The 26159-nt window shown below is 57.5% G+C and carries 44 protein-coding genes; 27 read left to right on the forward strand and 17 right to left on the reverse strand.

Annotated elements, in window-relative coordinates:
* Window positions 1-3: 3 nt before the first annotated feature.
* The 17 genes from AO268_RS12515 to AO268_RS12600 all read right to left on the reverse strand — a co-directional run bounded on the left by AO268_RS12515 (window position 4) and on the right by AO268_RS12600 (window position 11915).
* Complete coding sequence (locus AO268_RS12515) at window positions 4-954, reverse strand: phage head morphogenesis protein (protein WP_257154372.1); 951 nt, start codon at window positions 952-954, stop codon at window positions 4-6.
* A complete protein-coding gene (locus AO268_RS12520; RefSeq protein ID WP_099168861.1) occupies window positions 933-2765 on the reverse strand; it encodes a phage portal protein in 1833 nt (610 codons plus the stop codon). The genes AO268_RS12515 and AO268_RS12520 overlap by 22 nt, the downstream gene beginning before the upstream one ends.
* Before the next feature lie 52 nt (window positions 2766-2817).
* A complete protein-coding gene (locus AO268_RS12525) occupies window positions 2818-3150 on the reverse strand; it encodes a phage holin, lambda family (protein WP_054898887.1) in 333 nt (110 codons plus the stop codon).
* 445 nt (window positions 3151-3595) lie between these two features.
* Window positions 3596-4267, reverse strand: a complete 672-nt coding sequence (locus AO268_RS12530) for a hypothetical protein (RefSeq protein ID WP_099168862.1) — start codon at window positions 4265-4267, stop codon at window positions 3596-3598.
* A complete protein-coding gene (locus AO268_RS12535; RefSeq protein WP_099168863.1) occupies window positions 4264-4860 on the reverse strand; it encodes a recombination protein NinG in 597 nt (198 codons plus the stop codon). Before AO268_RS12535 ends, AO268_RS12530 begins: the two co-directional genes overlap by 4 nt.
* Entirely contained in the window at window positions 4857-5372 is a 516-nt protein-coding gene (locus tag AO268_RS12540; protein WP_099168864.1) for a hypothetical protein, read from the reverse strand. The genes AO268_RS12535 and AO268_RS12540 overlap by 4 nt, the downstream gene beginning before the upstream one ends.
* Entirely contained in the window at window positions 5369-5986 is a 618-nt protein-coding gene (locus tag AO268_RS12545; protein ID WP_102642899.1) for a hypothetical protein, read from the reverse strand. Before AO268_RS12545 ends, AO268_RS12540 begins: the two co-directional genes overlap by 4 nt.
* A 252-nt stretch (window positions 5987-6238) precedes the next feature.
* Complete coding sequence (locus tag AO268_RS12550; protein WP_099168866.1) at window positions 6239-6868, reverse strand: hypothetical protein; 630 nt, start codon at window positions 6866-6868, stop codon at window positions 6239-6241.
* Entirely contained in the window at window positions 6861-7292 is a 432-nt protein-coding gene (locus AO268_RS12555) for a hypothetical protein (RefSeq protein ID WP_099168867.1), read from the reverse strand. The genes AO268_RS12550 and AO268_RS12555 overlap by 8 nt, the downstream gene beginning before the upstream one ends.
* Window positions 7289-7762, reverse strand: a complete 474-nt coding sequence (locus tag AO268_RS12560; RefSeq protein WP_099168868.1) for a hypothetical protein — start codon at window positions 7760-7762, stop codon at window positions 7289-7291. Before AO268_RS12560 ends, AO268_RS12555 begins: the two co-directional genes overlap by 4 nt.
* The gene (locus tag AO268_RS12565; protein ID WP_099168869.1) at window positions 7759-7947 is read right to left on the reverse strand and encodes a DUF1382 family protein; all 189 of its coding nucleotides are present in this window, start codon (window positions 7945-7947) and stop codon (window positions 7759-7761) included. The genes AO268_RS12560 and AO268_RS12565 overlap by 4 nt, the downstream gene beginning before the upstream one ends.
* Window positions 7947-8597, reverse strand: a complete 651-nt coding sequence (locus tag AO268_RS12570) for a hypothetical protein (RefSeq protein ID WP_099168870.1) — start codon at window positions 8595-8597, stop codon at window positions 7947-7949. The genes AO268_RS12565 and AO268_RS12570 overlap by 1 nt, the downstream gene beginning before the upstream one ends.
* Entirely contained in the window at window positions 8597-9937 is a 1341-nt protein-coding gene (gene dnaB / locus AO268_RS12575; RefSeq protein ID WP_099168871.1) for a replicative DNA helicase, read from the reverse strand. Before dnaB ends, AO268_RS12570 begins: the two co-directional genes overlap by 1 nt.
* The gene (locus AO268_RS12580) at window positions 9934-10941 is read right to left on the reverse strand and encodes a replication protein (RefSeq protein WP_099168872.1); all 1008 of its coding nucleotides are present in this window, start codon (window positions 10939-10941) and stop codon (window positions 9934-9936) included. The genes dnaB and AO268_RS12580 overlap by 4 nt, the downstream gene beginning before the upstream one ends.
* On the reverse strand, window positions 10938-11156 hold the full coding sequence (locus AO268_RS12585; protein ID WP_099168873.1) for a hypothetical protein: 219 nt from the start codon (window positions 11154-11156) through the stop codon (window positions 10938-10940). Before AO268_RS12585 ends, AO268_RS12580 begins: the two co-directional genes overlap by 4 nt.
* A gap of 334 nt (window positions 11157-11490) precedes the next feature.
* Complete coding sequence (locus AO268_RS12595; protein ID WP_010568074.1) at window positions 11491-11679, reverse strand: hypothetical protein; 189 nt, start codon at window positions 11677-11679, stop codon at window positions 11491-11493.
* A gap of 29 nt (window positions 11680-11708) precedes the next feature.
* The gene (locus AO268_RS12600) at window positions 11709-11915 is read right to left on the reverse strand and encodes a Cro/CI family transcriptional regulator (RefSeq protein WP_044274852.1); all 207 of its coding nucleotides are present in this window, start codon (window positions 11913-11915) and stop codon (window positions 11709-11711) included.
* 70 nt (window positions 11916-11985) lie between these two features.
* Between AO268_RS12600 and AO268_RS12605 the strand changes: the two genes are divergently transcribed.
* The 27 genes from AO268_RS12605 to AO268_RS12725 all read left to right on the forward strand — a co-directional run bounded on the left by AO268_RS12605 (window position 11986) and on the right by AO268_RS12725 (window position 26139).
* Entirely contained in the window at window positions 11986-12804 is an 819-nt protein-coding gene (locus AO268_RS12605; protein WP_257154374.1) for a LexA family transcriptional regulator, read from the forward strand.
* An 8-nt stretch (window positions 12805-12812) separates the two neighbouring features.
* Window positions 12813-13052, forward strand: coding sequence for a hypothetical protein (locus AO268_RS12610; RefSeq protein WP_044274853.1), 240 nt, complete (start codon window positions 12813-12815; stop codon window positions 13050-13052).
* 306 nt (window positions 13053-13358) lie between these two features.
* The gene (locus AO268_RS33735; protein ID WP_373562126.1) at window positions 13359-13703 is read left to right on the forward strand and encodes an OB-fold protein; all 345 of its coding nucleotides are present in this window, start codon (window positions 13359-13361) and stop codon (window positions 13701-13703) included.
* Between the two features lie 498 nt (window positions 13704-14201).
* Window positions 14202-14357, forward strand: coding sequence for a hypothetical protein (locus AO268_RS32710; RefSeq protein WP_176561366.1), 156 nt, complete (start codon window positions 14202-14204; stop codon window positions 14355-14357).
* A 59-nt stretch (window positions 14358-14416) separates the two neighbouring features.
* Window positions 14417-14959: a hypothetical protein gene (locus AO268_RS12620; RefSeq protein WP_092236019.1), complete on the forward strand. Its 543-nt coding sequence runs from the start codon at window positions 14417-14419 to the stop codon at window positions 14957-14959.
* A gap of 73 nt (window positions 14960-15032) precedes the next feature.
* Window positions 15033-15515, forward strand: a complete 483-nt coding sequence (locus tag AO268_RS12625; RefSeq protein ID WP_099168875.1) for a DUF1566 domain-containing protein — start codon at window positions 15033-15035, stop codon at window positions 15513-15515.
* Between the two features lie 341 nt (window positions 15516-15856).
* On the forward strand, window positions 15857-16174 hold the full coding sequence (locus AO268_RS12630) for a hypothetical protein (RefSeq protein ID WP_099168876.1): 318 nt from the start codon (window positions 15857-15859) through the stop codon (window positions 16172-16174).
* A gap of 21 nt (window positions 16175-16195) precedes the next feature.
* Complete coding sequence (locus AO268_RS12635) at window positions 16196-16456, forward strand: hypothetical protein (protein ID WP_099168877.1); 261 nt, start codon at window positions 16196-16198, stop codon at window positions 16454-16456.
* Window positions 16457-16477: 21 nt separating this feature from the next.
* A complete protein-coding gene (locus AO268_RS12640) occupies window positions 16478-16915 on the forward strand; it encodes a hypothetical protein (protein WP_099168878.1) in 438 nt (145 codons plus the stop codon).
* Window positions 16912-17103: a hypothetical protein gene (locus tag AO268_RS12645; RefSeq protein WP_099168879.1), complete on the forward strand. Its 192-nt coding sequence runs from the start codon at window positions 16912-16914 to the stop codon at window positions 17101-17103. Before AO268_RS12640 ends, AO268_RS12645 begins: the two co-directional genes overlap by 4 nt.
* The gene (locus AO268_RS32715) at window positions 17100-17237 is read left to right on the forward strand and encodes a hypothetical protein (RefSeq protein WP_176561367.1); all 138 of its coding nucleotides are present in this window, start codon (window positions 17100-17102) and stop codon (window positions 17235-17237) included. The genes AO268_RS12645 and AO268_RS32715 overlap by 4 nt, the downstream gene beginning before the upstream one ends.
* A gap of 321 nt (window positions 17238-17558) precedes the next feature.
* Window positions 17559-17765 carry a DUF551 domain-containing protein gene (locus AO268_RS12655; protein ID WP_099168881.1) on the forward strand — a complete coding sequence of 69 codons (207 nt, stop codon included), beginning with the start codon at window positions 17559-17561 and terminating at the stop codon, window positions 17763-17765.
* Between the two features lie 42 nt (window positions 17766-17807).
* Entirely contained in the window at window positions 17808-18734 is a 927-nt protein-coding gene (locus tag AO268_RS12660; protein WP_099168882.1) for a recombinase RecT, read from the forward strand.
* Complete coding sequence (locus AO268_RS12665) at window positions 18731-19498, forward strand: lambda exonuclease family protein (RefSeq protein WP_099168883.1); 768 nt, start codon at window positions 18731-18733, stop codon at window positions 19496-19498. The genes AO268_RS12660 and AO268_RS12665 overlap by 4 nt, the downstream gene beginning before the upstream one ends.
* The gene (locus AO268_RS12670) at window positions 19495-19743 is read left to right on the forward strand and encodes a hypothetical protein (protein WP_099168884.1); all 249 of its coding nucleotides are present in this window, start codon (window positions 19495-19497) and stop codon (window positions 19741-19743) included. Before AO268_RS12665 ends, AO268_RS12670 begins: the two co-directional genes overlap by 4 nt.
* A complete protein-coding gene (locus AO268_RS12675) occupies window positions 19740-20210 on the forward strand; it encodes a hypothetical protein (protein WP_099168885.1) in 471 nt (156 codons plus the stop codon). Before AO268_RS12670 ends, AO268_RS12675 begins: the two co-directional genes overlap by 4 nt.
* A gap of 69 nt (window positions 20211-20279) precedes the next feature.
* The gene (locus AO268_RS12680) at window positions 20280-20528 is read left to right on the forward strand and encodes a hypothetical protein (RefSeq protein ID WP_099168886.1); all 249 of its coding nucleotides are present in this window, start codon (window positions 20280-20282) and stop codon (window positions 20526-20528) included.
* Between the two features lie 77 nt (window positions 20529-20605).
* Window positions 20606-21634, forward strand: a complete 1029-nt coding sequence (locus tag AO268_RS12685; protein ID WP_099168887.1) for a DNA cytosine methyltransferase — start codon at window positions 20606-20608, stop codon at window positions 21632-21634.
* 217 nt (window positions 21635-21851) lie between these two features.
* The gene (locus tag AO268_RS12690; protein ID WP_141562811.1) at window positions 21852-22061 is read left to right on the forward strand and encodes a hypothetical protein; all 210 of its coding nucleotides are present in this window, start codon (window positions 21852-21854) and stop codon (window positions 22059-22061) included.
* Window positions 22051-22383 (forward strand): hypothetical protein, encoded by a 333-nt coding sequence (locus tag AO268_RS12695; protein WP_104910529.1) that lies wholly within the window; start codon window positions 22051-22053, stop codon window positions 22381-22383. Before AO268_RS12690 ends, AO268_RS12695 begins: the two co-directional genes overlap by 11 nt.
* 63 nt (window positions 22384-22446) lie before the next feature.
* On the forward strand, window positions 22447-22686 hold the full coding sequence (locus AO268_RS12700; protein WP_141562812.1) for a hypothetical protein: 240 nt from the start codon (window positions 22447-22449) through the stop codon (window positions 22684-22686).
* Window positions 22683-23639, forward strand: coding sequence for a hypothetical protein (locus tag AO268_RS12705; RefSeq protein WP_099168891.1), 957 nt, complete (start codon window positions 22683-22685; stop codon window positions 23637-23639). The genes AO268_RS12700 and AO268_RS12705 overlap by 4 nt, the downstream gene beginning before the upstream one ends.
* 80 nt (window positions 23640-23719) lie before the next feature.
* Complete coding sequence (locus tag AO268_RS12710) at window positions 23720-24298, forward strand: hypothetical protein (RefSeq protein ID WP_092238738.1); 579 nt, start codon at window positions 23720-23722, stop codon at window positions 24296-24298.
* Window positions 24295-24525 (forward strand): hypothetical protein, encoded by a 231-nt coding sequence (locus tag AO268_RS12715; RefSeq protein ID WP_092238735.1) that lies wholly within the window; start codon window positions 24295-24297, stop codon window positions 24523-24525. Before AO268_RS12710 ends, AO268_RS12715 begins: the two co-directional genes overlap by 4 nt.
* Window positions 24522-24767 (forward strand): hypothetical protein, encoded by a 246-nt coding sequence (locus AO268_RS12720; RefSeq protein WP_092238733.1) that lies wholly within the window; start codon window positions 24522-24524, stop codon window positions 24765-24767. Before AO268_RS12715 ends, AO268_RS12720 begins: the two co-directional genes overlap by 4 nt.
* 49 nt (window positions 24768-24816) lie before the next feature.
* On the forward strand, window positions 24817-25128 hold the full coding sequence (locus tag AO268_RS32380; RefSeq protein WP_141562813.1) for a hypothetical protein: 312 nt from the start codon (window positions 24817-24819) through the stop codon (window positions 25126-25128).
* 51 nt (window positions 25129-25179) lie between these two features.
* The gene (locus AO268_RS12725) at window positions 25180-26139 is read left to right on the forward strand and encodes a hypothetical protein (RefSeq protein ID WP_099168892.1); all 960 of its coding nucleotides are present in this window, start codon (window positions 25180-25182) and stop codon (window positions 26137-26139) included.
* The last annotated feature ends 20 nt before the right edge of the window (window positions 26140-26159 follow it).

The raw sequence follows: 26159 nt of genomic DNA on the forward strand, positions 1-26159 counted from the left end.
GGGTTACCCGTCTTTGGGGAAGTAGTTCACGCCCGGGATCATGGCGATGGCGATGCAGCGGCAGAGCGGGTGGTGTTTGCCCGGCTTCAATCCGGTCTTGCCACCCCATGACGCGCCGACGCCGACCTTGTAGATGCCAGGGCCGTAGCCGATGTCTTTGCGAGCAATGCCGTAGCAGCTGATCTTGGCGTTTGGGTATTTCCCACCTGGCGCACCGGAGACACGCTGATCGCCGGCATCCTCAGACTTGTAGAACTCGATACCTGCAGCGGCCTGGCGCTTCTCGGTCAGGTCAGCATTAAGCTGCGACACTTGATCCCGAGCGATCAGCTTGGCCCTCCTTGCGCTAACGCCGGTCTGTTCCTGAATCTGCTTGGCGATGGCGGTTGGCGCTAGGCCGTCCTTCATGCCGCCCAGTACGATCGTCTCGACGTTTTTGAAGTACTCGTCAGGTATCGACTTGATCAGGTTTACGTTTTCAGCGGTGGAGGCTTCCAGATAGTCCTGCATACCCCTGGGTCGGGTGATTAGCTGGAAGTCCACGCCGACTGCCTGATTGACAGACTTGCGGAAGTCATCGGCGTTATCGGCCTCGGCGCGACTGACAGTGCTGGCCGCTACTCTCTGTATCTGGGATTCAAACAGGGACGAACTGAACCGTCGCGAAACCCCGCGTATTGCTGCAAGGATGTCATCAGTCCAGCCATCCATTGTCGGCTTAGCGTCGGCGGTGTAGTCGCGCTTGAGGCGTTTCAGTTCAGGCTCAAGCGCCTTGACCAACTCACCAGCCATCAGCCTAACCATGCCTCGAAGCTGGCCGCTGTAGTAGCGCTCAGCCTCTTGGCTTGGCAGAACAGGCTTTGGAGCCTTTGGCGTCTTCTTCCGGCTATCCAGCAGCGCCTTGTTGGCTGCCGCCAAGACTTGTACAGGCTTCAGCTTTTTACTGGCTTCCATTCTTCACCGCCAAGAACGATTGATGTCAGGGGTAGTGGGTTGGCGCGAATCGCCGCCAGGTCTTCCTCTGTCGGGTCGTACTTGAGGCTCAGATGAGGCAAGTAGCTCGGATAGCTGTGCTCAGCGCCTGTTGCGCGGATCTCGTCGAAGCGAGCCTGTAGCTGAGGCGAGTCCAGCTTGACCACTAGAGCACGCCATGGGGCTTGACCGATGATCTCGTATTCAGCTGTCAGGTCAGCGAAGTACGTGGCGCTTGATGCCGATCCAGACGGTATGCCGTTTCGCGCATAGAACAGCGTGACGTGCAAGTCATACATTTTAACGGCACCAGTGATGCCGATCGACCTCAGGTGACCGGCAACTGCTAGTGCTGAGTGGTTGTCAGGCTCTACCTTCACATAGCCAATAGGAGCTGAGTCGGTAGTCTCGGATCGCTGCGACGGTTTTGGCTTGTCGCCTGGCTTACCGCCAAGATCAAAACCCGGCATTCCTTCGCCGTCGTCGCCAATTCCATTGTCCTGATCCTTCTCGATCTTCTCTTGGGCGGCGATCTGCTCGTCGGTGATGGCGTACGTGCCTTTCGATTGCACGCGGCGCATGGCGTGACTTGGGCGAATGACGCCAGCCTCAATGCTCATCGCGTCAGCTTGGGCATCAGCAAGATCTTCCTGGGCCTGCTCAGTCCCTGTAGGGAGTGATAAAGGCTTCCATTCAAATTCAAGATCTTCGGGGTAGTCGCCCAAGGCCGACCGGATAAGCACCTGGTCAAGCGCTTCAAGGTCCAGACGCATTTGGCCGTCCTGCTTACCCTTGATCGTGCCCTCGTAGGTCTTGCGGTCACCTTCGCCGGTAGCGCTCAAGCCCGAAGCTGACTGCCCCCACAACTCAGTGACAGGCATCTCAGCAGCGCCCGCCGTCCACACCATGAACTGTTCCATGATCTGGCTCAGGCCGGAGAACGAGATGCTGTTGCGCTCGTACTTCTCGTTATCCTGATCAAGCAGTCCGAGGTTAACCAGCGACTTCATCATGCCGAACAGGCGGTAACGCTCGGTAACCTGATCACACTGGGCGCTTGCTAGAGCGCCTTGGAGACCTTTGACACTAACCGTGTCGACGTTGGCTTCAAGCACCAGGGAGGCAATCCCACCCTTGGTAGCTACCACATCGCGCAGGTCAGACATGCAGCGACGTAGGCGACTGTCACCCCAGCCTTGCTCGAACATGCGCATGCGGCGAGGCAGGCGAGCCCCAGTGCGGCGGATGATGTGGCTGTAGTGAATGCGCTGCTGCCCGTTCACCATCATGTAGTACTCGGGGAGCATCCAGTTTGGCTTGAGCGGGTCGGTCAGGTTGAATTCTGTTGGCTGGATGTCCCAGCGGTCGAGGACGACAAGGTTCTTCAGGTCACCCTTCTTGATCTTCTTCAGGTCGAGGGGCTCACTCAGGTCCTGGCCGGTCACCATCAGTAGCGCGGCACCACCGTACAGGTCAGCCCAGCAGCACGTATCAAGGTAGGCCTGTTGCACGCCAAGGCGGCGTTCTTCGTTTGCGATGTCCTTGGCTTGCTTGCCATTGAACGTGCGCCACTCACGCAGCGCATCTTCGTTCGGCTTGTCCACGATACGACGGGCAATCCAGTTCGACTGGTACGCCGCCTCAAGCTCAATCTGGTTGACGAACTCAAAGCCGAATACGTTGTGGGTGCGCTTGTCGCGATTGGTGCCGATGTTGGCAACCATGTTCGACAAACTATCAGTTGACACGACCTTGCCGGCCTGAATCTGAATTCGCGGTTTTGATGTGGTCATAAATTGATCTATCTCGCGCCACGAAACGGCGGTTGTGAAAACGTGGCGCGGATTAATCGACCTTGCGGCCTGGCAGCTTGAAGTCAGTCACACGGTCAGCAATAGACCGGATCTTCTCCACGCCCAGGAATCCGACCCACCCGCCGACGAAGGTGGCCATGCTCTGCGGGAGGGAGAAGAACTCAAGCCCACTGATAATTGTCAGGGCCAGGCCACCACAGATAGCGCCCTCCACGATCATCTGGCGCCGGGTACCCCCACCGTAGGTGATTCGCAGAACAGCCATCGCACAGGACAACGCAGCCGCATAGAGGATTGGCGAATGCTGGCTCAACCACGCAAGCGCTATCGCCCAGGTGTCTGGTTTGTCTGGCATGTTGGACATCTCGGTTCCTCCCCGTCAGGGAGTTAGGGATACGACAGGCCATGACCTGCGGAATTGAATCGGCTCACACAGCACTCCCAGCTCGGAGCAATGGGCGTGGTGGAGCCGAAAACGAAAAGGCCACGATCATGTCGAGGCCCTGAATAGGTCCCTCATCAGCGTGACAAGTCAGGGGCTCTGAGGGCTTGTGGAAACTTAGGCAATAAAAAGCCCCGCACAGTGGCGAGGCTCTAAATGGGTGCAGATGGCCGGTGCTGATATATTTCCGGCATTAGACAGGTTGACAACAGTCCAATTCTTGCCCCAGCGCATCAGCCTGCGCATTCATCTGCATAAAGCAAAAAGCCCGACACAGTGGCCGGGCTTTCTTCCTGCATCACCTACATGCGCAAGTACGACAGGATGGGCACATAATCGGCGAACCGGCAGGCCCTGTCAAGGCCCTCTAAGCTGCATCCTGGTCATCGAAGAATACGCCTTCCTTGGTAAGGATCTCGGCAGCTTCAAGAAGTGCCTCGTTGACCAGCTTATCCAGGCCCTTGAAGATCTTCCGGCGCCAGTCCCGCCGGGTGCGCTCCGGCGTGCCGTCCAGATCCCAGGTGTTCATGTCGTAGTTATGGGCCGGCAAGATGATCACCCCTTCGCACGGAGCCTCCTGGCGCTGCTTCAGCTTGGCGTTGATCGCCTTCTGCGCCTTGGCTACCGCTGCCTTCCTCCAGGCGGGAGCATCATCATCAACCTCTAGCGATACCTTCCCAGCGGTCGCGCGCTCGGCGCCGCCCAACTGCGGATAGGCCCAGGCCGTGACTGCCTTGGTCAGGAACAGGCGCGGCGCCGGTGACGACACATGCGAAACGATCCGGCCAATGGCTCCCACCTTTGAGGCCATGTGCGTCGAGTAGCAGGCGTTCAAGGCCATCCAGTGTTTCGGCGCGAGGCAAGAGTGAAGCCGACCAAAAACCCAGCAATCAGTGAGGAAGGCCGCCTCCTTGCCCACGATCTCACCCTTCAGCTTGTTGGCCTGGACCTTTGGCGTGTAGTCGCAACCGCCGGCGCTGTTGATCGTCTCGGACGCCAACGCACGGATCACTGCGGAAATAACGTCTCGATAGATCATGCTGCAGCCCTCTTGAGTTCTCTGGTCTTTGCCCGGTAGTCGGCCTTGATGGCCTTGATCTCATCCACGGTGTACTTGCGAACGCTCTGGTCGGATTCCAGGGAGTCGACCGCCTCCTGGCCAATGCGCGCGATCAGGCCGATCCGGTAGTCCACGGCGTTGCCAGACAGGAACCGGTTGTCCTGCTTGCTCTGGGCATGGCAGTTGCGCTCATCAAAGCGCAGGTGCGGCGCAGAGCCGACGCTGCGGTAATGGCCTGCATCTACCGCGTTGCCGGTCCAGTCCAATGGCTTGCCGCTGGATATGCATAGGTGGCCGGCGGCCTGGTCCCGGGTGCGGATGTACTCGTTGAACGCCTGCTGGGCTTCGCGCATGTGGTCGCCGCGGGTCTTGAGCGCCTCCTTGCGCACTTTGATGTCCCGGCGCCCGGCCTGGGCCAGCGACTTCTTCTCCTTGGCCTTCTGCACCTCTACGATGGCCAGCGCACACTTCGGACTGCACACCGCCTGTCCCAGGCGCTGCGGGACGAATGAGGCCCTGCATGCTGGGTTGCGGCATTTTTTCGGCTTGGGCTTTTTCCGCTCGATAGTCATGCAACCTCCTTGAATGCTTCGAACTCGGCCATTTCGGTCAGGCGCTCTTCCGTTAGAGTCGGCCAGTCATGCAGCACCAGGTACGCGCAGCACTGGCGCCAGAAGTCTTGGAAGACCTCTTCGCCCATTGAGTCGTAGGAAAGGCTGCGCGGCGTCTTGCGGGTGAGCTGTCCCAGGCCAGGGATGTCGAACAGCTCCTCGTCGCAGTACACGCCAGACTCCAGTTGCAGGGCCTTGATAGCGTCGTGGGACTGCTTGCCAGAGAAACGATCGATGTTCTGGCTCAGTACGCGGCCAAGGCCGTGGACCAAACCGTTAAACCGTGGATTGCGTGGCTGCTTGAGGTCCGCCCGAATCTTCGCGTTCATCTTGAATTCGCGCTCGCGGAGGATCGACCGGTCGGCGTCGGAGGACGGTACGAATGCGGCAACCTCCCTGCCAGTGGCTGGATCGACGAGGCGGCGCAGCACGAGGTACACGGGCATTGGGCGGGGCTTGGCTGGCTTGGTCATTGCGCGACCTCCGTGCAACTTGCAAATCGCGCCCGGAGTGCCGCCGCAATGCGCTGATCGGACTGAAGCGCTGAATACATTTCAGCTAGTTCTTGCTTCCTCCGCCTCCATGCATCGTGGGATTCCTGCTCATTGACGAAGTATCCAAGATGCTCTTGCTTCCCAGTGAATGGATTACGGCACTGGGGATTAAACATTCCACTGCTCTTCTGAAAGTGAGTTCCAGGCAGAAGCTTTGATCTTGAGGTTTCGAGGCCGACCAAAAATGAATTCAGTTTCGCTGAGATGAAAACGCAAAAGTCAGGCCCGTAAATCTTGTTTCCAGGCAGTAAAACATCTTTATCTAGATGCTTACCCTGCCAGTCCTGAAGGACCATCCAGGCCCTGAAGTTTGAAAATGTCAGCCACTCCTCGGCCACTTCACACTTGGCATATGTTGGCTTTCTTACCTTGTATTTTGGGCAGTAGCTGCGCTCAAGCATATTTGACCACGCCTGATAAAATGGGCAGCGCCAGTTTGTTTTCTGATGGCCGTCGACCACCTTGGTAGAGCGGGTGACATAATCAGCATCATTGATGCCGACTCCGAAAATCAGGGTTTTACGAGCACTCATTGCTTTCGCCTCCCTGGCCCAGGGCGGCGCCCAAGATAAAACCAGACCCTTCTTGTGGCGTGATTCCGCCATATTGGTCAATCCGACTTCCCAACTCTGTGTACTTTGAGCCTGAAAGAAGGTTGTAGCGTGGGTCCTCAGACCAGCCACACGGGCATCCCCATGGGCCATAGATGACGCCGACTCCCACGTCCGCCGAATCACGTGAGCATCCTTGTTTGCAGACCGGGCATTCATGTCTTTCCGTTCCGCTCATGATTTAGCCCCAATTGCATCCTCGATTGCTCGACCTGCCAGCTCGGCACCCTCGACCCCCTCATCAAAAGCAAAAGCTACAAACCGGAGAGCGCCAGCACCAGCACCTCGCAGCCCCTCAACCTCAGCCTTCAGCTCAGCATTCACCCGCTCGTAGGCTTCGTAGCCGGTCTTGAGGCCGGCGATTTCGGCGCGTAGCTGGTCGCGCTCAGCGAGAATCTCCTGTGCTTTCCTAACGCTCTGCCAATCGCCATAAACACGCAGATTCCCATCCAGCGTCATCCCAACCGTGAAAAGCTCAGTGAGGCGCGCGTTTTCGCGCTGCGCTTCCTGCATGTCCTCGATGTAAGTGATGGCCGCCGACTCAATCTCGCTATTTTCCGTGGAAAGACGCTCGTTCTCGGCCTTGAGCTGGTCGCGCTCCGCAACTACCGTCTTTACACGGGATGGTAGGTCGTGGAATCCATGGCGCTTCAACGGTTCTTCCGGGCCGCGCACTTCGATTGCGGTGTTGCGGAGCAGATCAGACAGACGATCACAAAGGTCTGCCGCCTCCTGCTCGTCTTCCGCAAGACGCTCGTTCTCGGCGATCAGGGCCGCGATTTGTTTCTTGCATTCTTCACACATGATCCCAAGTCCTTCTGGTCTGTACCTGCTGAACTGCGGTCTGCACAACGCCATACAGCGCTGCAAATTGGCGCTGAGACATGCGCTTTGTTCTGATATCCAGGACGGCATCCAGCGTCAGCTTCCCGACCTTCACAGCGTCACCGCGTCGAGGATTGAAAGGGGTTTCCATCCGGTGGCAACGAGCGCATAGCCATTCCACATCCAAAGGCCTGTCATACCCTTTGTGGTGGTGACCCTGGATCAGGGATCGCCCATCTACGCCCGCTCCTGGCTCGTCTCCGCACTTTTCGCAAATTGATGGCCGCACAAGATTTCCTGACAAAATCGCATCCCGGACTTTGCCGTGGGCTCTGGTTTTCAATGGGTCCCGCACTTTCGGTGCAGCCTCGGCCAGCCGCTTCAGTTCGGTGTTGTCGGTCATGGCTTCACCTTCAGGCCTGCGGCTTCGATGGCCGATTGTTGAGCCTTGATCAGTTCCGCAGCCTGAATACCAATCGAGAGTGCCTGAGGATTTTTTTCATCCTGCTCAAGCATCTTCGCGATGTGGAATGCATCCTCCGGGGAGATCGGCCCCGCAAGTTCGGTGCCCATGTAGTGATCAATCTCTTCGCTGGCGCCGTATTCGGTCAGCGTGTAATCGAGCAGGCGCCCGCAGGTTTCGCAGTGACAGCAGCCGTCATTTTCTTGCTGCCATCCGCCATCGACGTATTCAGCACGCCCTGCTGCGACCTCTGCTTCCGCGCATGACCGGCAGTAGGACGGACCCTGGTCAGCGTCAGCACCACCAATCCAGTGAGGGAATGGAACATCCAAGGAGTTTGCGTGAGCGTTCAGAACCAGCAGCGCCGCGCCCGACAGGTCCTGCGTCTTCTCTTCTACGAATTCGCTCATGCCCGCTTCTCCCCTGCTTCTGCGATCACTGCCATGCGCTCCAGGCGCTCGGTGGCTTGCGTGGCCAAGTTCAGGTGGTCCGCCTCATCAACAACCGGGACACACACAAAAAGGATTCCGAGCTTGACCATCTTGTTTGCCAGCTCAATGGCTTGGCGTAGCTGGGCTGGGTTTGCTCGTTTCATCACGCGGCCTCCTGTGCGTTCCAGCACTGGATGATTTTTTGAGAGAATTGGGACAGCGCCCATTCGGCACGACTAGCTTGGCGATGCTGGGCCAGCTTCCGCTGGTTGATTGGCCCGTGGAGGCCCTTCAGGTACGTCTCGCGCGCCTGACGATCCATCCATCCCGTGATGACCTCTTCGACGATGTCGCCAATACACACAAAGTCAGGTCGGCGCTGATGCTCGCCGGCGGCCAGGTAGGCGGCGTAAGTGTGAATCCCAAACCAGCGCCGCACCGCTGCGCCAACTTCCGCGGTGGAGTAGCTGACCTCGCCTCGCTCGCTGAAATAGCTCAGCATTCCGTGGAATAGCTCGCCGCCAATCATCTCGGCTCGGCCGTAAGCGAACACCACTGGAAAGCCGGTGATCTGCTGGGTGTCCCATGCCTTTTCGCGTTCGATTTGGCTCGGGGTCGGCCCCTTGACCTCGACGAATGCACCGACGGCCGGCAGGAAGAAGTCAGGCATGTAGCCGCCGTGACGAGTAACCACGGTGCGCGACTCGTACACCCAAGCCACGCTCATCGCATCCATCATCGCCGCCCAGCGAGTTTCTGAGTGGGAGCGCATTTCGTAGCCGCCGTAGCGGAAAATCGTTTGTTTGTCTCTCATCAGAAATTCGCCTTCACTACGTTGTCTTGGCGGGCGTGGTTAGCCAGCGGTAGGAAACGGGACTTGGCACCCTGGAAGGCCGTCGGGACCATGCCGATCTCTCCATCCCGGTTTTTTCGGATGAGAATTTCGCCAATGCCCTTGTCCTGGGTGTTCGGGTGATAAACCTCGTCGCGGTACACGAACATCACGATGTCAGCGTCTTGCTCGATGGCGCCGGATTCGCGCAGATCGCTGAGGACCGGGCGCTTATCTGGGCGTCCTTCGCAACCGCGATTGAGCTGGGACAGGATGACCACCGGGCAATCCAGCTCACGAGCCAGCAGCTTGATCTGACGGGACATGGCGGTAACGTCTTCGGTACGCCCTTTGCCCTCGCCTTCCACGAGACCGAGATAGTCGATGACCACAAGACCGAGAGAGCCCATACGGTGCGACTGGCGGCGCGCAATGGAACGGATGCGAGGCATGGTCATAACTGGCACGTCAGACACCGCTATGGGCGCGTCACGAAGCCTCAGCACCGCTGCGTTCAACTCTGTCGAGTAGTCGTTGCTGCACTCGCCTGTTTTCAGCGAAGGAAGCGGTATACCGCCTACTGCCGCCAGCAGCCGATCCATGAGCTGGGTCTTGCTCATCTCCAGGCTGATGACCAGCACAGGCTTTTTCTGGTTGATCGCCACGTCGGCGGCGATGTTCATGGCCAGGGTTGTCTTGCCCATTGCGGGCCGGCCGGCAACCACGATCATCTGGCCGGGCTTGAGCCCCTGGGTGTAACCGTCCAGATCAGGGATGCCAGTGCCGAGACCGTCGATGGTCACGCCTGCCGCGAACTTATCCAGCCGGACCTGAAGCACCTCAACGTGATCGATGAGGATGTCGCCGATCATCTGGCACTCGCCATCACTGCCGCTGCTGTCCAGGCCCAACACAATGGATTGAGCGAGGGAAATCTTGTCCTCGATGCTCGCCTCTTCGTGGGCTACCTCGTTGATTCTGGCGGCGGCGGCCGACATCAGGCGGCACACGGCGCGCTCCCGGATGATCTTCGCGTAAACCATTGCGTTGGCAACGCTGGCCGTATTCGACTGGATCTCTGCGGCATACGCGGCAACACGAACGCCACTGGCAAGTTCGGCGCGGCGGTCATGCAGGGTCACGATATCGACCGGCTGCCCGTCGGCGTGCATTTCAAGGATCAGGCGGTATAGCTCGGCGTTGTCTTCCCACGAGAAGGCGTCGGCCGATAACTGGTCGCTGAGCACGTCGATCAGATGAGGCTGGCAAAGCATGGCGCCGATAACGCCGTGCTCAGCCTCGATACTGTGAAGTTCCATCATTGGGTCGCCTCCGAGATTTCACGGAAGACGGCACGATTTACCAGGGATTCAAGGCGCGGAGCCACGTTGGCACCACGGAAAAACACCTGGCTGCGGTTGTTGGCCTTCTGGAAGAACGGGAGCCAGAAGCCCTGGCCGCTTTGGTGCGACGGTGATTCATTCCAACGCTCGGCGATCATGCTGCGTAGCACTCTGTCGCTCGTCACGGTAACGGCTGGCAGGTTCGGGCAGACCTTGTGATACAGGTCGATGATCTTGTCCACCGGAACACCTGCCTCGGACGCGCCCCATGGGTTTTTCTTGAATTCGCGCCCAAGCCAGTTGACCAGGAAGCGGCGCCAGTCCTTTTTCGGTTTGCTCCCGCTGGCCCAGGCGGCGGCACGTTTGATCTCGGCCTCAACGTCAATCGGCGAGTAGGCTTCTGCCCATTTGGTGATCAGGATGGCATCGACTTCGAAATCTTCGCCATCGAACGAAACCAGCGCTTCCGGTTTTTCGATTTTGATTTCAGGCTGAGTGGGTTGAGCCCCCTGGGGGGCAGTAATCTGTTCCGTAGGAACAGTTACTAGGGGTTTTTTCTTTGTATAAAGAAGGGAGTCGTCGGATTTGGTCTGTCTCGCAATGCTGACGACTCGGCCTGAATGATCCGAGTCGGACGATATGGTCTTATTCGGACATTCTTTTTTGTTGTCGTAGAAGACCCATTCGGAAGGATCGCTGATACCGATATCGCCACGCGCACCGCCAACCCGATACAGGACACGGCGCTTCAATAGGTGGCTGATGGCCTTGGAAGCCACGTCAGGGTGAATATTTGTAGCCTTGGATATCTCGGTAGCCTGGATGCGCGCTTCGGCCACCTGATAGCCTATGGTGGCTCTGGCAACGTACAGCGCAACCTTCAGCTCGCGCCCAGGCAAATCGATAACCATCAAGGCCTCGATGAGCTTGTTTTCCATCCGGGTGAAACCCCCGGTGATTTTGAGAGGAATGACGTTGTTCATGGGCGGGCGCCTTTCGACGACGCCAGGAATTCCCGGAGCTGATCAAGGCATTCGCGCACGAGCTTGGTCTTGGATGGCTTGGAGTACTGGGAGCGGATTTGCTTCGCGGCACTCATTGCTGCGGAAAGGTGAAAATCATTCCGCGCCACGTTTTGCGATTGCAGAAAACGTGGCGCGGATTCGTTGGTGTTGACGATTGATTGGGGAATAGGCATTATTCGCTCCAGAACGTTTTTGAATGTGCTGCACGAAAAGCCACCATTGCCCGGTGGCTTTTTTGTGCGTCCGATTTACTGCTTGGTTGTTTCACTGGCAGATCCTCAATAGTCCCTGGGGGACTTATCAGCCCTTGCGTCCTATAGAAGCGACGTTGCTCCGGCTCTTTGGTGGCCGGGTCATTCGATCCAGCGCCCGGTTCATGATTGTTGCGGCCAGCTCTTCGGGGGTTACTCCGTTGCGTCTGGCCAACAACTCCAGATCAGCGACTCCCTGCCAATCGAGCTGGATTTCCAGCGGTTTTCTTTCAGGCACAGTCCCTCCCTAGCCACTTCAGGCCACGTCTGTTTTCGCGTTAAGCTCTTCCATCATCTGGTTCAGGCCGCGCTCGAGGATTTCCCGGGCGAGTACTGCTTTCTGGGTCCGCTGGAACCTGGCCATGGCGGTCAGCAGGTCGTCGGCCACCTCATCCAGGCGGACCTTTGTGGGCTTGTCGTGCATGTGGCTTGGGTCAAAGTGCATCGTTTGTCTCCAGTGGCTGATGAATTGGTTTAAGCGGCTGATTTTTTAAGCTGGTTTTGGCTTGGGAACGGACGAACCTCTTCGGCATGAAAGGTGCCGTCCGATGCCTCGGTCACGAAAATGTCCCGGCCAACCCTGAGTGCTTTGTTCAGCGCACCCTGGGACATACCGAGCAACTGAGCGGCCTTGGTTTGGCCCTTGCTGATAGCGAACTGATTGAGAGTGATTCGGCTCATGGCCATACCTCCATTGGCATTCATGCCGGCAGATTATCTCCCGTGGAGATACTTTGCAACTCCAATGGAGATGGTTAACTATTTCCTGTGGGAATATTCTTGCGAAATGAATAAAGAAAGACGCCAATTGCTTGATTGGGAGCGGGAGGAGTGCGCGGCCTTGAAAAAGGCCATTGCGGACTTCAATGCCTCACGCCCGAAGGACAAACGCCTGACCCAGGACGAGATCGCGCACGCTGTCGGTATGAGCCAGGGAACGCTTGGTAGCCATCTGAATGGCCATCGCCCGCTCACACAGAAGCTTGCTGTTTCTATGGCCGAAATGCTGGGCGTGCCGATTGGTTCTTTCAGTAAGCGCATCGAGGACGACATAGGCCGCATGGCTTCGGCTGCAGGCTTGAGTCAGGCGCTGGCCGCCCCAGATGCGGACGGCCGCACTCCCCCGCGCAGCTTCGATCTGAACGATGAACCCGGGTACACCGGCGTACTGCAACTGACTGCGCGAGGATCAACCGGTGACGGCGAAGACAACCCGCACGTCGAGATCCGCGGCGTGATGGCGTTCAAGTCGGCCTGGCTGCGCGCAAACAACCTCAACCAGAAACACCTGGACGTGATCTATGCGAACGGACACAGCATGGAGCCGACAATCAATGACGGCGACGTGCTGCTGGTGGATGAGTCGAGAGTGGAACCGAAGGACGGCCAGATATTCGCCATGCAGAGCGAATCAAAGGGCACGATCGTGAAACGTCTGGTGAAGTCGGACTTCGACGGCTGGATCATTCGGAGCGACAACCCGCTCTACCGCGACGAGACACTGCGTGACGGGGAGATAAACGAGGTTCGCATTATAGGGCGCGTCGTCTGGCGTGGCGGGATGCTATAGGAGGAATCATGTCCCTTACCAAACCCAACCAGCAACTGCGCCGCGACCTGAAAGAGGCGGCGGCCCTGATCAAGTGGTCAGGCGTCGACCTGATGAAGATGGCCATAAGGCTGTCTGATGCGGGGTTCGAGAGTGATGCCAGGGAGCTGCTCACGATCATTGGCAGCTTTCCGGATGCCGAGGACAAGCTGGCGGGCTATGCGGATGAGGTCAGGGATCAGCGCATCACCAGGGCGAAATCGACATAGCCCTTTTCCTATATTGCATGCGATAGAATTCAACCTATGAACGACTCCAAGGAATAAGGATTCCGCATGCCTCTCATATCTTGCCCGGACTGCAACAAAGAAATATCTGATGCTGCCCCCATATGCCCTAGCTGCGGAAGGCCAATGGCAAGCGCTCCTTTTCGTGCAGATGCTCCCATTGGTGGAAGCTATGTCGCAAAAAGAAAAAGGTCGTCCGGACTCGGCTCTTTCGTTCTATTGCTGCTGGGCATGGCGATCACGGGCTGGTATTACCTGGGTGGAAATTCTGTTCGCACCACCAGCGATATGGTCCTGGAGTCTTACTTTTCTAGGCAGCCAATAGCGAGCGTAACTGCGCGCGATATAATTTCCGCATATGAGCAGAACGAAGTTTCCGCTGATCGCTCGTATCGCGGAAGCATTGTCGACGTAAGCGGATACATAGCAAGCATAAAGAAGGACCTAAGCGATGACCTGTACATAACGTTGGACGGTGCCGGTGCATCGCGATACCGATCTGTTCAGGCATATTTTTCTCCTGACCTTGCGAATCGCCTTGCAAGCCTCAGGAAAGGACAGGCGATTGTAGTCAGGTGTCGTATTGAGGGATTATTCATCAATGTCCGCGGACGGGACTGCACCCTTCCGTAAAGCTCATGGATATTAAGTAATTCCGGCCCGCCACTGAGCGGGCTTTTTTGTGCCTTCGATAAAAATTATCTCCATTGGAGTTGACACAAATATTTCCATAGGAGATATTAGCTCCATCGAGTCACCCAACAGGGACTCGCCAGGGCCTCAGGGCCCACCGCTCTTTGGTTTCACCCCTTGCCGGATCACCACCGGCCCAGATTCAAAGGCAGCGATGAACCGGCCTAAACGGTTCAGAGGGTTGGCAACTGACCCGGGCGTGCAGCGTAAAGCGCCAAAAACAGTTATCCAGCGGGAGAACAAGCCGAAAGGCCCGCGGCTGGAGTGACATTTGATTCAAGCCTGTGACCGACGCCAGTAGCGGGTCACGGCGCACGGTTGATTTCTTGATTCGCTTCAGTGAGGCGGTCATGGAAATCGATCGGATTTCCTCGATGACCTTGGCGACAGGGTCATCTGGGAAATCAACGGAGATAACTGATAGCTAAGCAAGCAGCAGTGGCAATAAACAGTCGCTGGGTTGGCAGCAAGGGGCGTGTGGTCGTGGTGCTTGAGCGAAAGCCCTTCGGAATCCTTGAGTACCAGATCGAGGGTCGAGCGATCTTCGGTAGCAGCAAGCAGGCCGACTTCCTGCGTAACTTCAAACCAGCATGACCGCATATTTCTGATGCCGCTTCTATGAGGCGGCATTGGAAATCAACGGGAGTCACAAAATGCTCAACATCAACGAAGACGATCTGAAAACCGCAATCGTAGCCAAGGTATCTGATGAGCTTCTGCGCGCCGGCGATGACCTTTCCGGCATGGTCGCTGCGGAACTGAAAAAACGCATCGACAAGATCTTCAACGAGCGCGTAACAGCGCAAATTGAAGCCGCAATCAACGAAACCATCAACGGTTCGTTCGAACGCGAATATCGCCGAGTTAACACCTGGGGCGAGCCAGAAGGCCCGGCCACCACCATCCGCAAAGAGTTGGAAAAGACCGTGAACGCTTACTGGTCAGCCAAGGTTGAACCGCGCACCGGCAAAGCGGCAACGAGCGACTACAACACGGTCACCCGAGCCGAATACATCATGACTCAGGTCTGCGCCGAAGACTTCACAAAGGAAATGACCCAGAGCGTGCGCAACGTATCGGGCGCCCTGAAAGACGGCCTTCGCATCCAACTGGCCAAACAGATGGACACCATGCTGGACGGCCTGTTTCACATCAAAAGCTTGCAAGACCAAGGCAAGGCTGAAAAGCCGTACTGACCTTTTCACTGATGCCCATCCAGAGCGGTGTGCATTTGGAAAACAACCGAACATCCCCGACGAGGAATCAACCATGCAAGCAGCAGAGCAAGAACAAATCACCATCCCTGAAATCGGTGCTGTATGGTCTGGTCAGGGCGGCATATACGCCGGTTTCATCCCGGCTCGCAACGGCGCTGATGGCTACCACTTGATCCTGGGTGATGAGATGGGCAGCTTCGAGTGGGGCCAGTATGGCGAAGAGTCGCCGGCAACCAGCCTGACCGATGGCCGGGCCAATACCCTGGCGCTGATCGAATCAGGGGGTGAATACCCGGCAGCAATCGCTGCTCACAAGCATGAAGCTGACGGTCATGCCGACTTCTATCTGCCGGCCGCTGCCGAGTTGTACGAAATCTGGCTTAACCTCAATGGCAAGTTGAGCGGATGGGTGTGGTCGAGCTCGCAGCGCTCAGCCGACACCGCATTCCTCATGTACTTCGATGATGGCGGTCAGGGCAGCACCGTCAAGGACTACGAGCTCCGTGTCCGCCCCGTCCGCAGATTCATTCGCTAATTCATTTATTGCTTTTAATGCAGGCGATTCCTGGGGGCTACGGGGTGTCCGTGTCCAGACCAGAAGCTCCCGAGGAAGCGCTCGGCACCTGCGCCCTACCATTCAATAGGTGGCCACTGCCTTCCCAGTGAGCGAACAACGGAGGGTTTCATCATGGACTAGCCAATATCTGCCCGACGCCACATGCGCCCGGCAGGCTTGTTACGGAAAGAGGGAAAAGCCCGGTTTCGACTGGGCTTTTTTATGCGCCTTTATTGCGTCAGCACTCACCCCGCGCCCATCGGCAACCAGCGGGAGGCATGAGTGTTGAACGAATACAGGTGAACAAACCGGAGAGAGTCATGAGCGATTCATTCCAAAGCAAAAACATCGTCAAGGCGCGAAGCCCGCACAACTGCGAGTGCTGCCGTCGGACCATTAACCCCGGCGAACGCTACATCAACATTGCCGGGAAGTGGGATGGCGATTTCTACGCAGTCAAGACCTGCATGGGCTGTGACAGCCTCATGGATTTGATCTGGCAGTTCGACGTGGAGCACGAAGGCTTGCTCGCTGATGACGGGCTTCCGTTTCGCGAAGTAATCGAAATCGGCGAAGAGTTCGGCCTTATTTGCAGGATTCCAAACCGGCCGGCGCATACAGCCGCCAGTTCCGCCTAACCCCAAACACTGGAGGTCGCCATGGCCCGCACTTACGAATATTGGACGGTCAAGGATGGTGAGGATATTGCCGTCAACCTGACCGTTGTCTCTTTCTCGGCCCGGAAAGGAAATTTCAGTTCGCAAGCCGCTGATCCCGATGAGTATCACGGGCACTGCGAAATCGAGTGGGAATCGAAAGACGACACCAGCTTCATGACTGAATCTGAGATCGCCTCGATGGAAGAGTGGCTTGTGAATGAGCATTCCGAGTACCTGGCCGATCAGGACTACTTCGATTAATCCCGCCATTTGGAGGCGACCATGAACGCAGCATTGAAGATATGCCAGGAGCGTTACGACGCTCAGTTGCCTCCAGAGGTCGGCGAGGCGAGCGCGGAGCAGGAGTGGCTGGAACACTCGGCCGAGCAGTTGGTGTGCGGAATGGACATCAAGTGGAAGCGCCGCTACGGCCAGCCGCAGGTGGTGACGTTCGATCGGTTCTGCACCTACCTGCAGGGCGTCCTAAATCAGCGCCAGATCGACGACCTGGACCAGCGCGATTCGTTCGCCCGACTGTTCCTGTCTTCGATCCTGGGCAGTCAGGCCGACTCGCGCGGTCACGCTGCCGACCTGATCGGCCAGCAGCGTCCCATAGAAGCCGCCGAGCGCATCGCCATGGAGCTTCTGAAGCCATACGCCGCCGACGCGGTTGCGGCGGAACGGGAAGAGCGTGAAGACGATGTGGATGGTGATCTATGAGCCCTCACGTACTGATCGGCGAAGAGCTTGAGACCCTTGAAGATAGCCAAACACCGGTCAGCTGGTCGGTGATGATCCAGAAAACGCTGAACGAAATGATGCTAGACGATCGCATCACCATCGCCGAATTCAACCACTACTGCGGGCGCCTCAACAAGATTGTTGCCCGGCGCAAGGAGGTGTCATGACCATCATCGCCGGATCATTTACAGGAATCGTGGAAGCCTTGAGAAATCGAGGCTTCTTGCTTTTGGCCGAAGTGAAATGGATCGAGCAGCCTTGCAAGTGTGCGGGCCGCTGGACTTGCAAGGTGGCGCCATGACCGATCAGGTTAACGTGGTCTTCTGGTCAATCAGCCTCGACGTTGAGTGCCCAAACTGCAAAACAAACTTTGACCTCGTAGAGTCTGATGATTTCAGAGAGAGCGGAATAAACCCGTTGGATCGCGCTCGCGGGTACGAAGCAGCATGCCCTCTTTGCAAGCATGAATTCCTCGTTGATTTGGAGTTCTAGCATGACCACCCACCAGCGGCACAGGCGCCGCGCCATCCGCTGGGCCTTCTTCATCACCGGCCTGATCTTCTACGCCGTCCTGTTCCTGGGCCCCGCTATCGGCGGGCTAATCACTCAATAGGTAAACGTCATGACCGAATGGATCAAGTGCAGCGACAGGCTACCTCCGATTAAACAGAAGGTTCTGGTGTACCGACTTGGCAAGAAGACCAACGACGGACCCTTCTTCGCCATGACCTGCGGTAACGAGCATCGGCCTTGGCGCTATATCGACGGCGACCGCTGCGACATCACACCAACGCATTGGCTGCCACTTCCAACTCCGCCAGCCCAATAACCCCCTTCACAGCGCCCCTCTCCGGTGGCGCGGAGAACAATCATGTCCAATGACTTGGCAGTGGTCACGAACGACATTTACGCCTGTCGTGAAGCCTTTCAGGCCGTACTGGCCGAGCCCACGCTGAACTTCGACCGTGAGGCCAACTTCGCCATCCAGATATTGGAAGGGAACAGCTACGCGCTCAAGGTGGCCTTGCAGAACCGACAATCGGTAATCGACGCCGTGACGAACATCGCTTCGATTGGCCTGAGCCTGAACCCGGCCAAGAAACAGGCCTACTTCGTCCCGCGCAAGGGCAAGATCTGCCTCGATATCTCCTACATGGGGCTGATGGACCTAGCGATGTCCACCGGTTCGGTCCGGTGGGGCCAGGCGAAGCTGGTCTACGAGAGCGATGTTTTTGAGCTGAACGGCGTTGACCAGCCTCCCACGCACACATCCAAGCCATTCGCTACTGATCGCGGCAATGTCGTCGGTGTCTACGTGGTCGTGAAGACCGCCGACGGCGACTACTTGACCCACCCAATGAGCATCGCCGAAGTCATGGCGATCCGCGACCGCTCCGAGGCATGGAAAGCCTACGTGAAGGACAAGTCGAAGCTCTGCCCGTGGGTGACAGATCTAGGCGAAATGACCAAGAAGACTTGCGTCAAGCAAGCCTACAAGTACTGGCCGAAGACCGACCGCCTGGAAAAAGCCATCCATTACCTGAACACCGAGACAGATGAGGGCCTAAAGCTGGCCCCTGTATCTGCCGCGCCAGTGTCTGACCCTGTGCTTTCTCAGTACTGGACATCGAAGGCAGCCGCCTCCAGCACGCTCGATGAATTGCAGTCAGTCTGGGTTTCTGGACTGGCTGCAATCAACGCAGCTAAGGATATGGCCGCATATGAGCAGTTCAAGGCTGCATGCTTTGATCGGAAGGCCGCACTTCTCAAGGCGCAAGAAGAAGGGGAAGCAGCATGATCCTTATCAGTTGTGAGCAGGGCAGCCCTGAGTGGCATCAGGCCAGGGCGGGCTGCATTACCGCAAGTATGTTCAGCGTGGCGCGCACCAAGGTTGGCGGCCTGGACAACAAGCAGATGATGTATGTAGCCGCTGTGCAGGCCGGTATGACCGAGAAGGAAGCGATGGCCGAGGCCGGTTACAAGGCGGCGCCCAAGGCTGAGTCTGTACGCTTGGCGCTGGCCGGCAAACCTGTTGGCCAGCCATCCGAAGCGGCAATGAATTACGCCTTCAACCTGGCCGTCGAGCGGATCAGCGGTGTACCACTAGATCAAGGCTTCGAAACCTGGCAGATGAAGCGCGGACACGAACTGGAGCCGATGGCCAGGATGGAGCACGAACTGAAAACCGGTCTGATGGTCGAGCGTGCCGGATTCGTAACCACGGATGACGGTGCCTTCGGAGCCAGCGCTGACGGACTGATCGGCGACGACTGCGGCAGTGAGTACAAGTGCTTCATCGCGCCCGACAAGCTCCGCGCCTTCCACATCGACAACGACGCCAGCGGCATCATGGATCAGGTTCAGGGCTGCATGTGGATCACTGGCCGCAAGTTCTGGCACGTCGGGATGTACTGCCCGGCCCTGGAGGTCGTCGGTCGCCAGCTCTGGTGGAAAGAGTTCAAACGCGATGACAACTACATCGAAAAGCTCGAAGAAGACCTCTGGCAGTTCAAGCTGCTGGTGGATGACTACGAGGCGACACTTCGGAGTGAAGCAGCATGACCTACGTCAGCAACCACCTAAGCCTGGTCGAGCAGCACAGTCAGGATGCCTATTCGATATCGGAGCGCACCGCGCAATTCCTGGCCGCCGGCGGGACCGTGGCGCACCTGCCAAGCCCGCCGCGAAACCCTCTGCCTCCACCACGATCCAAAAAAATAGACCCTGAAACGGTCCTCAAGCGCAAACCAAAGGCGCTCACCTTTGCGGATCGTAAGGCCCTCAGACTTATGGCGGACTCACTATGAGCAAGCGCAAGGCTCACAACCTGCAGGCGCGAATTGCCAGGTCGTGCCGATCCCTGCTGGCCTCAAACCACGTCGCAGTGGTCAACATCGACCCCAGTGGCCGCCAGGGAATGATCAATTACAAGTCTCTCAAGAACATCGCGCCGGGGAAGATCGGCCAGGCCGTGTGCAGTATTCCCCACCGCTGGACGATCTACATGAGCGCCATGTGCATTGACGCCCGCGGCGACCGCTACAGCAAGTCGGTGGAACTAGCGCCCGATGGCGTTTACCTCTCCGACCACCTGGAAGACGTGATCGAGCATTGCTACAAGAAGCTGCGCGACGAGGCCAACCAAAGCCAGATGGTGGCTTCGGGCTGGATCGCCATTCCCGAGGCGATGTCATTGGACGAGGCGCACGCCGCGCGGATCTTTGAAGCGGTCGGTGCCTGGCACCAGGTCAAGGTCGCTTCATGCGCCGCATAGCCCGCATCCAGCAACGCAAACGTCAAACCTGGCTCGCACTGCCGGCCAGCGGAATAGAAGAGGTAGGCCATGGCCAAGAATCCAGCCGAACGCAAGCGAGACCAGCGCGAACGGGACAAGTTGACCCAGGCGGAAAAAGAAGCCGCCCTGCTGTCACGCCAGATTGTCACGAAGCTTTATCACAACGATGACGCGGCGCTAAAGCGGGTCATGGCCAGGACCGGAATCGACGAAGAGCAGGATCTGATATCGCGCTTCATTCGCGGCGCCGACCGCATGACCGACGAGCAACTGGCAGATCACATTCGCATTGCGTGACATATCGACGTGACACAACCCCACCCTACTCGCTGCATCCGGTAACGCGGAGGGCGGCGCCTACCTGAGAGCCGCGTATGGCCGCTTATTACAACGAGTTCGACCCCTACGCCGCCCAGTGGCTGAGAAACCTGATAGAGGCCGGCCACATCGCGCCAGGCATCGTGGATGAAAGGAGTATCGAAGATGTCCACCCAAGCGACCTACTCGGATTCACGCAGTGCCACTTCTTTGCAGGACTCGGCGGCTGGTCAATTGCGCTTCGGCGTGCAGGATGGCCAGATGAACGACCTATTTGGACCGGTTCCTGTCCTTGCCAACCTTTCAGCGCGACAGGCGCTGGAGCTGGGTTTAAGGACCCAAGGCATCTGTGGCCGTCCTTCTATTGGCTCATCAAAGAGCGCAAGCCTCCAGTCGTCGCTGGAGAGCAGGTTGCGAGCAAGATTGTCGAGCCTTGGGTCGACCTTGTACACGCTGACATGGAAGCCATGGGTTACGCCTTTGGGGCCATCGCGTTTCCGTCTGCGGGCGTCGGCGCGCCGCACATCAGAGACCGTGTGTACTGGTTGGGTCACACCGACCACGAGGGATCACAAGGACACCCCGGGAATGGTGGCCCAGAGGGACGGGGCCGATCGAAACGACCAACTACCAAGACAGGCTTACCTGTGCGGATGGCCAACACCCACGGCAAGCCTTGCCAGCAAGGGAGTCAGATCATCGGAGGTAGGGATTCGGGAGGCAATGCGCAACCACGGACCGGATCTGGCGGCAGTAGTTTGTTTGTCGGGCTGGCCAACGCCAATGGCGGACTGCAACCGGGGAGCGAGTGCTGCGGAAGCGTTGAGGTCTCACCGGCCGAGCGGCCACAAGGTTCAGAAGAGGCTTCAGGATATAGCGGCGATCACGGGCCCGGCCCGGTTAACGGTAGATGGGCAGATTCTGACTGGCTCTTCTGCCGAGATGGAAAGTGGCGGCCAGTTGAGCCCGGAACATCCCCGCTGGCTCATGGGATATCCGGCCGAGTGGGACGCCTGCGCGCCTACGGAAACGCCATCAATTTTGAAGCGGCTACGCAATTCATAGCCGCCTACCTCGAAACATAGAGGTATCCCCATGATCCGCCAATACCGATTCAGCGAGCTAATGGCTCGACTGACCAATGCTGAGTGGACGGTCATTCAAGATTCCCGAGGCAATTTTGTGTTTATGCCGGTTGCCTACAGAGGTCGTCGGTTGTGATTTCTGATTATTTGGAGGTGGGTCATGAGTGAAGTGAAGCGAGTAGAAGTATTGCTTCATGGGCCATTGAGGATGGCTTATATGGTTGAGGCTACACACTTCGACCGGGTAACCGCCGAGCGTGACGCCCTGCAAGCCCTACTGACCGCAGCGGATGAGCGTGCGGATGTGCTGGAGGGGTTGTTGCGCAAGGCCCACCCCTTCACCAATGACGTGGCGCACGACGTGGATGTGTGGCTGGAGATCGACGCAGCACTCAAGCCAGCAGAGGGTGGTGGCGATGAAGCGTGAGCGCCGAGCAATCCTAAAAGACATGGCTCGCCGGTACGCGCAGGGCGTTATCGAAAACCTTGAGCTCATTTGGCAGTTCGAAGAAATCAACGATGAGGAAGAGGTAGTGCTCATGCAGCGCGAGATTGATGCAATCGCGAAGCGTATCGGTGCCAATCGATCGTTTGCCAGTACAGCGCCTGCTGTCGAGTACGGACCGACACCGGGGTGCAAGCAGTGCGAAGAAGCCGAAAGCTGCGGCTTTACAGACTGCCCAGAGTGCGACGCCCAGCTTTGCGAAGACGTTAATGGCACAGGATTTCGACCTGGATATAAGCCCTAACCCAACTCCCCGCCTACTGCTGGTGCCTGCTGGCACTGGCACAACTGATTTGCTGAGGTATTTATGAATACTGAACGAGTTTTCGCTGTGCCGATGACGATCACGGCACAGCAAGAGCGCGACATTTTGCGCTTTCGAGACACCTGCGAAGACGGCCAGGGTTACGACGTGCCGAAGGACCGCATGAAGTCGCTTGCACGCCTGGGCCTGATCCGCCCGACAGGCTTTTCCCGCTACGAGATTACCGACGTGGGTGACGCTGCTATTGAAGTGCTGCTGACTGCGCTGAGGATCAAGCCATGACCACCAACCAAACGATTGACGGCGACAAGCTGGCGATTCCGCTCACGGCTGAACAGTTCGTTAAAGGCTACTGCGAGCGCTCAGGCATAAGCCTCTCGGAGTTTTACGAGGCAATGGTGCCGATGCCAGACCCTAGATCCCCAGCCGGATGGGCGGCAGTCTCCAATAATCCTTTATGCGTTAAAGCCCACGTAGAGCTGTATTCGCCAGAGGCGAGCAAGCCAGCCGCCCAGGCCAATGGCGAGCCGGTGGCTGATGATCACATACCCGTAGAAGGCATGTTTCGTATAGAGGATACTGAAAAAGAGCGAATCGTCTGGATCAAGGGTGGTGGATTCAAATGCTCTAGTTATGACTTCTGCCACTTCGGGGAAAACCTAAATTTTGTTGGTTTGAAATGGGAGTGGAATGGAGATCTGAAATTGGTGATGGGCTGGAGCTGCGCGCCAGAATTGCGCGTAAAGCCAGAACCTATTCGTCATAGCCAGTTTTCACTTCTTGGGGGCTTCCCCAACATTGGCGGGGAACCGGTACTCGGCCCGAATGGTTGGCAGGTAGACGCCTGTCATACCGAGCAGGCAACGGGGTCTGCAAGCATTTGCGGCGATAACCGGGAGTTAAAGCCAGCCTCCCAGCTACAGGGCGATCCGGTGACATTGAATGGCAAAACAACTATCCGCGAATACGTATCCAATAGCGTTCCTGAAGACCAGATCGGCGATGACTGGACCAAGGGGTACGAAGAGTGCAAGCGGCGAATCCATCAGATGTTTCAACAGCCAGTTAACGCCGAGCAGCCCGCGCCGGTAGCGGTGGTGCTGCCTGCTCGACCGCGTGCCGACGAGGAAGAATATGAGCGCATGACCGACTACGAGAAAGGTCTGCTGCACGGCGGCATTGAGCTTTGGGACAAGATCGACGAAGCAATCCGGCTGGCCGCCAAATCCCGATAGGAGTACATCCGTACTCCACCCGCAAAACCTGTAACCCCTCCCCCTTCAAAGTCAGCCGCTATAGCGGCAAGGAACCCGGCATGCCTGAAGAAAGCCAAGTCGCTACGCCTCTACAGGTGGAGCGGTCGACAGTAACGAAGCTGGTGATCACCGGCGCACCGAGTCTCGACCCGATCACCGTCTTCCTTGAAGACCTGGCACCGTGCAAGGGCAAGATCACCGTTAGCTGCTGGGGAAAGAGCTGGACCGCCTACTGGGGTGGCATGTGGGATGGCCTGAGCATCGGGCAGTTTTTCTGCGAGTTGAACACCGGCTACATCATCGGCTACTTCGATCAGGCGATGAGCTCTCGGCAGTTCAGCGCTGAGGCGCTGGCCGACAAAGTTCGTCGAGAAATCCTGCAGATGCGAAGGTCTCGTGATCTCGACGAATCCGATGCCCGAGATCTGTATGACGAGGCGGAGGACATCCGATACGTGAACTCCATGGACTCCCTTGGCGGCTCACACTATCAGCTGATGCAGCAGGTTCTTGGTGATGAGTGGTGGCATCTAAGCGCGGATGCGACAGAGCCAAATCCGGACTGGGATTATCTCGAACGAATCATTCATGCAGTGCAACAGGCACTCCGCCTGGAACAACAGCGGGTGACGCCATGACCCTACGCCAGCAGATCACCACCTACATGAGCGGCGCCGGCGGCTCCCGCGACAACTGGTTCTGCACTTGGTGGTTCCGCTTCCACATCGAGCCGTTCACTACCAAGCAGGTTCGTCGGGAACTGGAGCTGATGAAGCGCGAAGGCCTGGTTGATTCGGACCACAGCCAGAGCAACAACACTAAGTGGCGGCTCACCAAATACAAACCTGATGGGGTGACGCCATGAAGACGCACTTCTTTGCAGGGCCTGGGTCGGGCGACATCGAGCGGGCACCTTGCGGAACCTGGCTAGGCGAGGGATCGGGGCTTTCTGGAATGTGGGAGCGAGTGGATTGCCGCCGTTGCCAGTCCCTCAAAGAAAAAATCATTGATACGGCCTCGACCGAAGAGCGCGCCATTGTCGAGCAGATGGGCGACATGGCGGCATTCATGCGGGCGGAAGACGGAAAGCAAGGGGTGACGCCATGATCGCCACCCTCTGGTTCGCCTACGTCTTCATCTACAAGGGGCCAAGGCCATGAGAACTGTTCGCCGTTTCGTGGATGATCCTAGCGCCCAGTATGGGTTCCGCGCGGTACCGGCGACCTATGAGGATGCTGAAAAGATCACCGGCTTTCGCCTGGACCGTCGAGTCAACTACTCGATCAGCCAGCAAGGCGAGGTAGAGCAGGAAAGCTGGTGCACCTTGGATTGTTCCGGGTGCAGTTGCGGTTGCGAGGGTGGCTGCAGTTGTGGCCCGTCCACGGGTTGCAGCGAATGCGGCTACACCGGAAAGCGGCGGCACTACTTTGGATTCCCACCCTCCCCGCCAGAACGCAAGAACTCCTAACCCCAATCCCCCTACATGCCTGCCGGTGAGCGGCGGGCGAGGTATTCCTGCATGTTCGAAATAATCAAAGCCTGGTTTTCCCGCAATGTTTTCAGGGCCAATCCATGGCAAGACAAGTTCGTGATCCTCAATTTCATCGACCTCTACTACAAGGGCCAGCGTGACAGCATATTCGGAATCGCCATCGACTCCGGCGACAACGGCGACTACCCAGGAAACAAGCTGATCATCCATGTCTGGAAGTATTCAGCCTGGATCAAAATTCCCAACATCATCAAGCCTTGGGCGCAGAAGCAAACATTCACTACATTGAGCCCGGAAGCTACAGCGCGACGACTTGAACAGTTCGGGCATCTCGACTACTTCGAGTATCACGCTCGCAAGTACGGGTTCCGCCTGCAAACACGAGGAATCCACACGAATTTCGGGCCTAGCACAATGGACTCGCAATCCGAAAAGTCTCGGTACTTCTCATTCCCTTGGCGCGAATTCGATCTGGTCCTGAATGCGCTGTGTGACGCAAACGGCGTTGAGCATATCGAGAAGAGCAAAGGTGTTCGCCTTGGCTACAAGGAAGCTCAGGCCATCAAAGACAAAATGCCCCGCTATGTGTTTTTGCTTAAGGACTATGACGGCCAGGAAATACGAGCCTATTGCCATATGGAGAAGCGCGTGTACCGCATCGGTACCGGCTGGGTGAAAAAGTACTTCGGTGCGCTGCGCCCTACGCGAACTTTCGTTGAGCTGGATATCGCCTTTGATGGCGAGACAGGCCCAGAAAAGGGGTCGTGGAAAGGCGGGACCATCGGTACCGGCAGCCGCGCGGAGAAAGGCGACAAGCACGACGCCCAGTACCTGATTGAGAAGTACTGCGCCGGAACGCATCGCGCCAAAGGCTCCCACTACCAGATGACCTTTATCCGTCGCGAGCCTGATGCTCCATACACCAACGAGACTTACCGGAAGGCTTCGGCTGAACGCCGCGGCGAAGCTTACGTGCCGATCGCATAACTCTCCCCCACCTTCTGCCG

Origin of the sequence: Pseudomonas sp. ICMP 8385, from assembly GCF_002699915.1 — a bacterium.
GTDB classification, from domain to species: Bacteria; Pseudomonadota; Gammaproteobacteria; order Pseudomonadales; family Pseudomonadaceae; genus Aquipseudomonas; species Aquipseudomonas gessardii.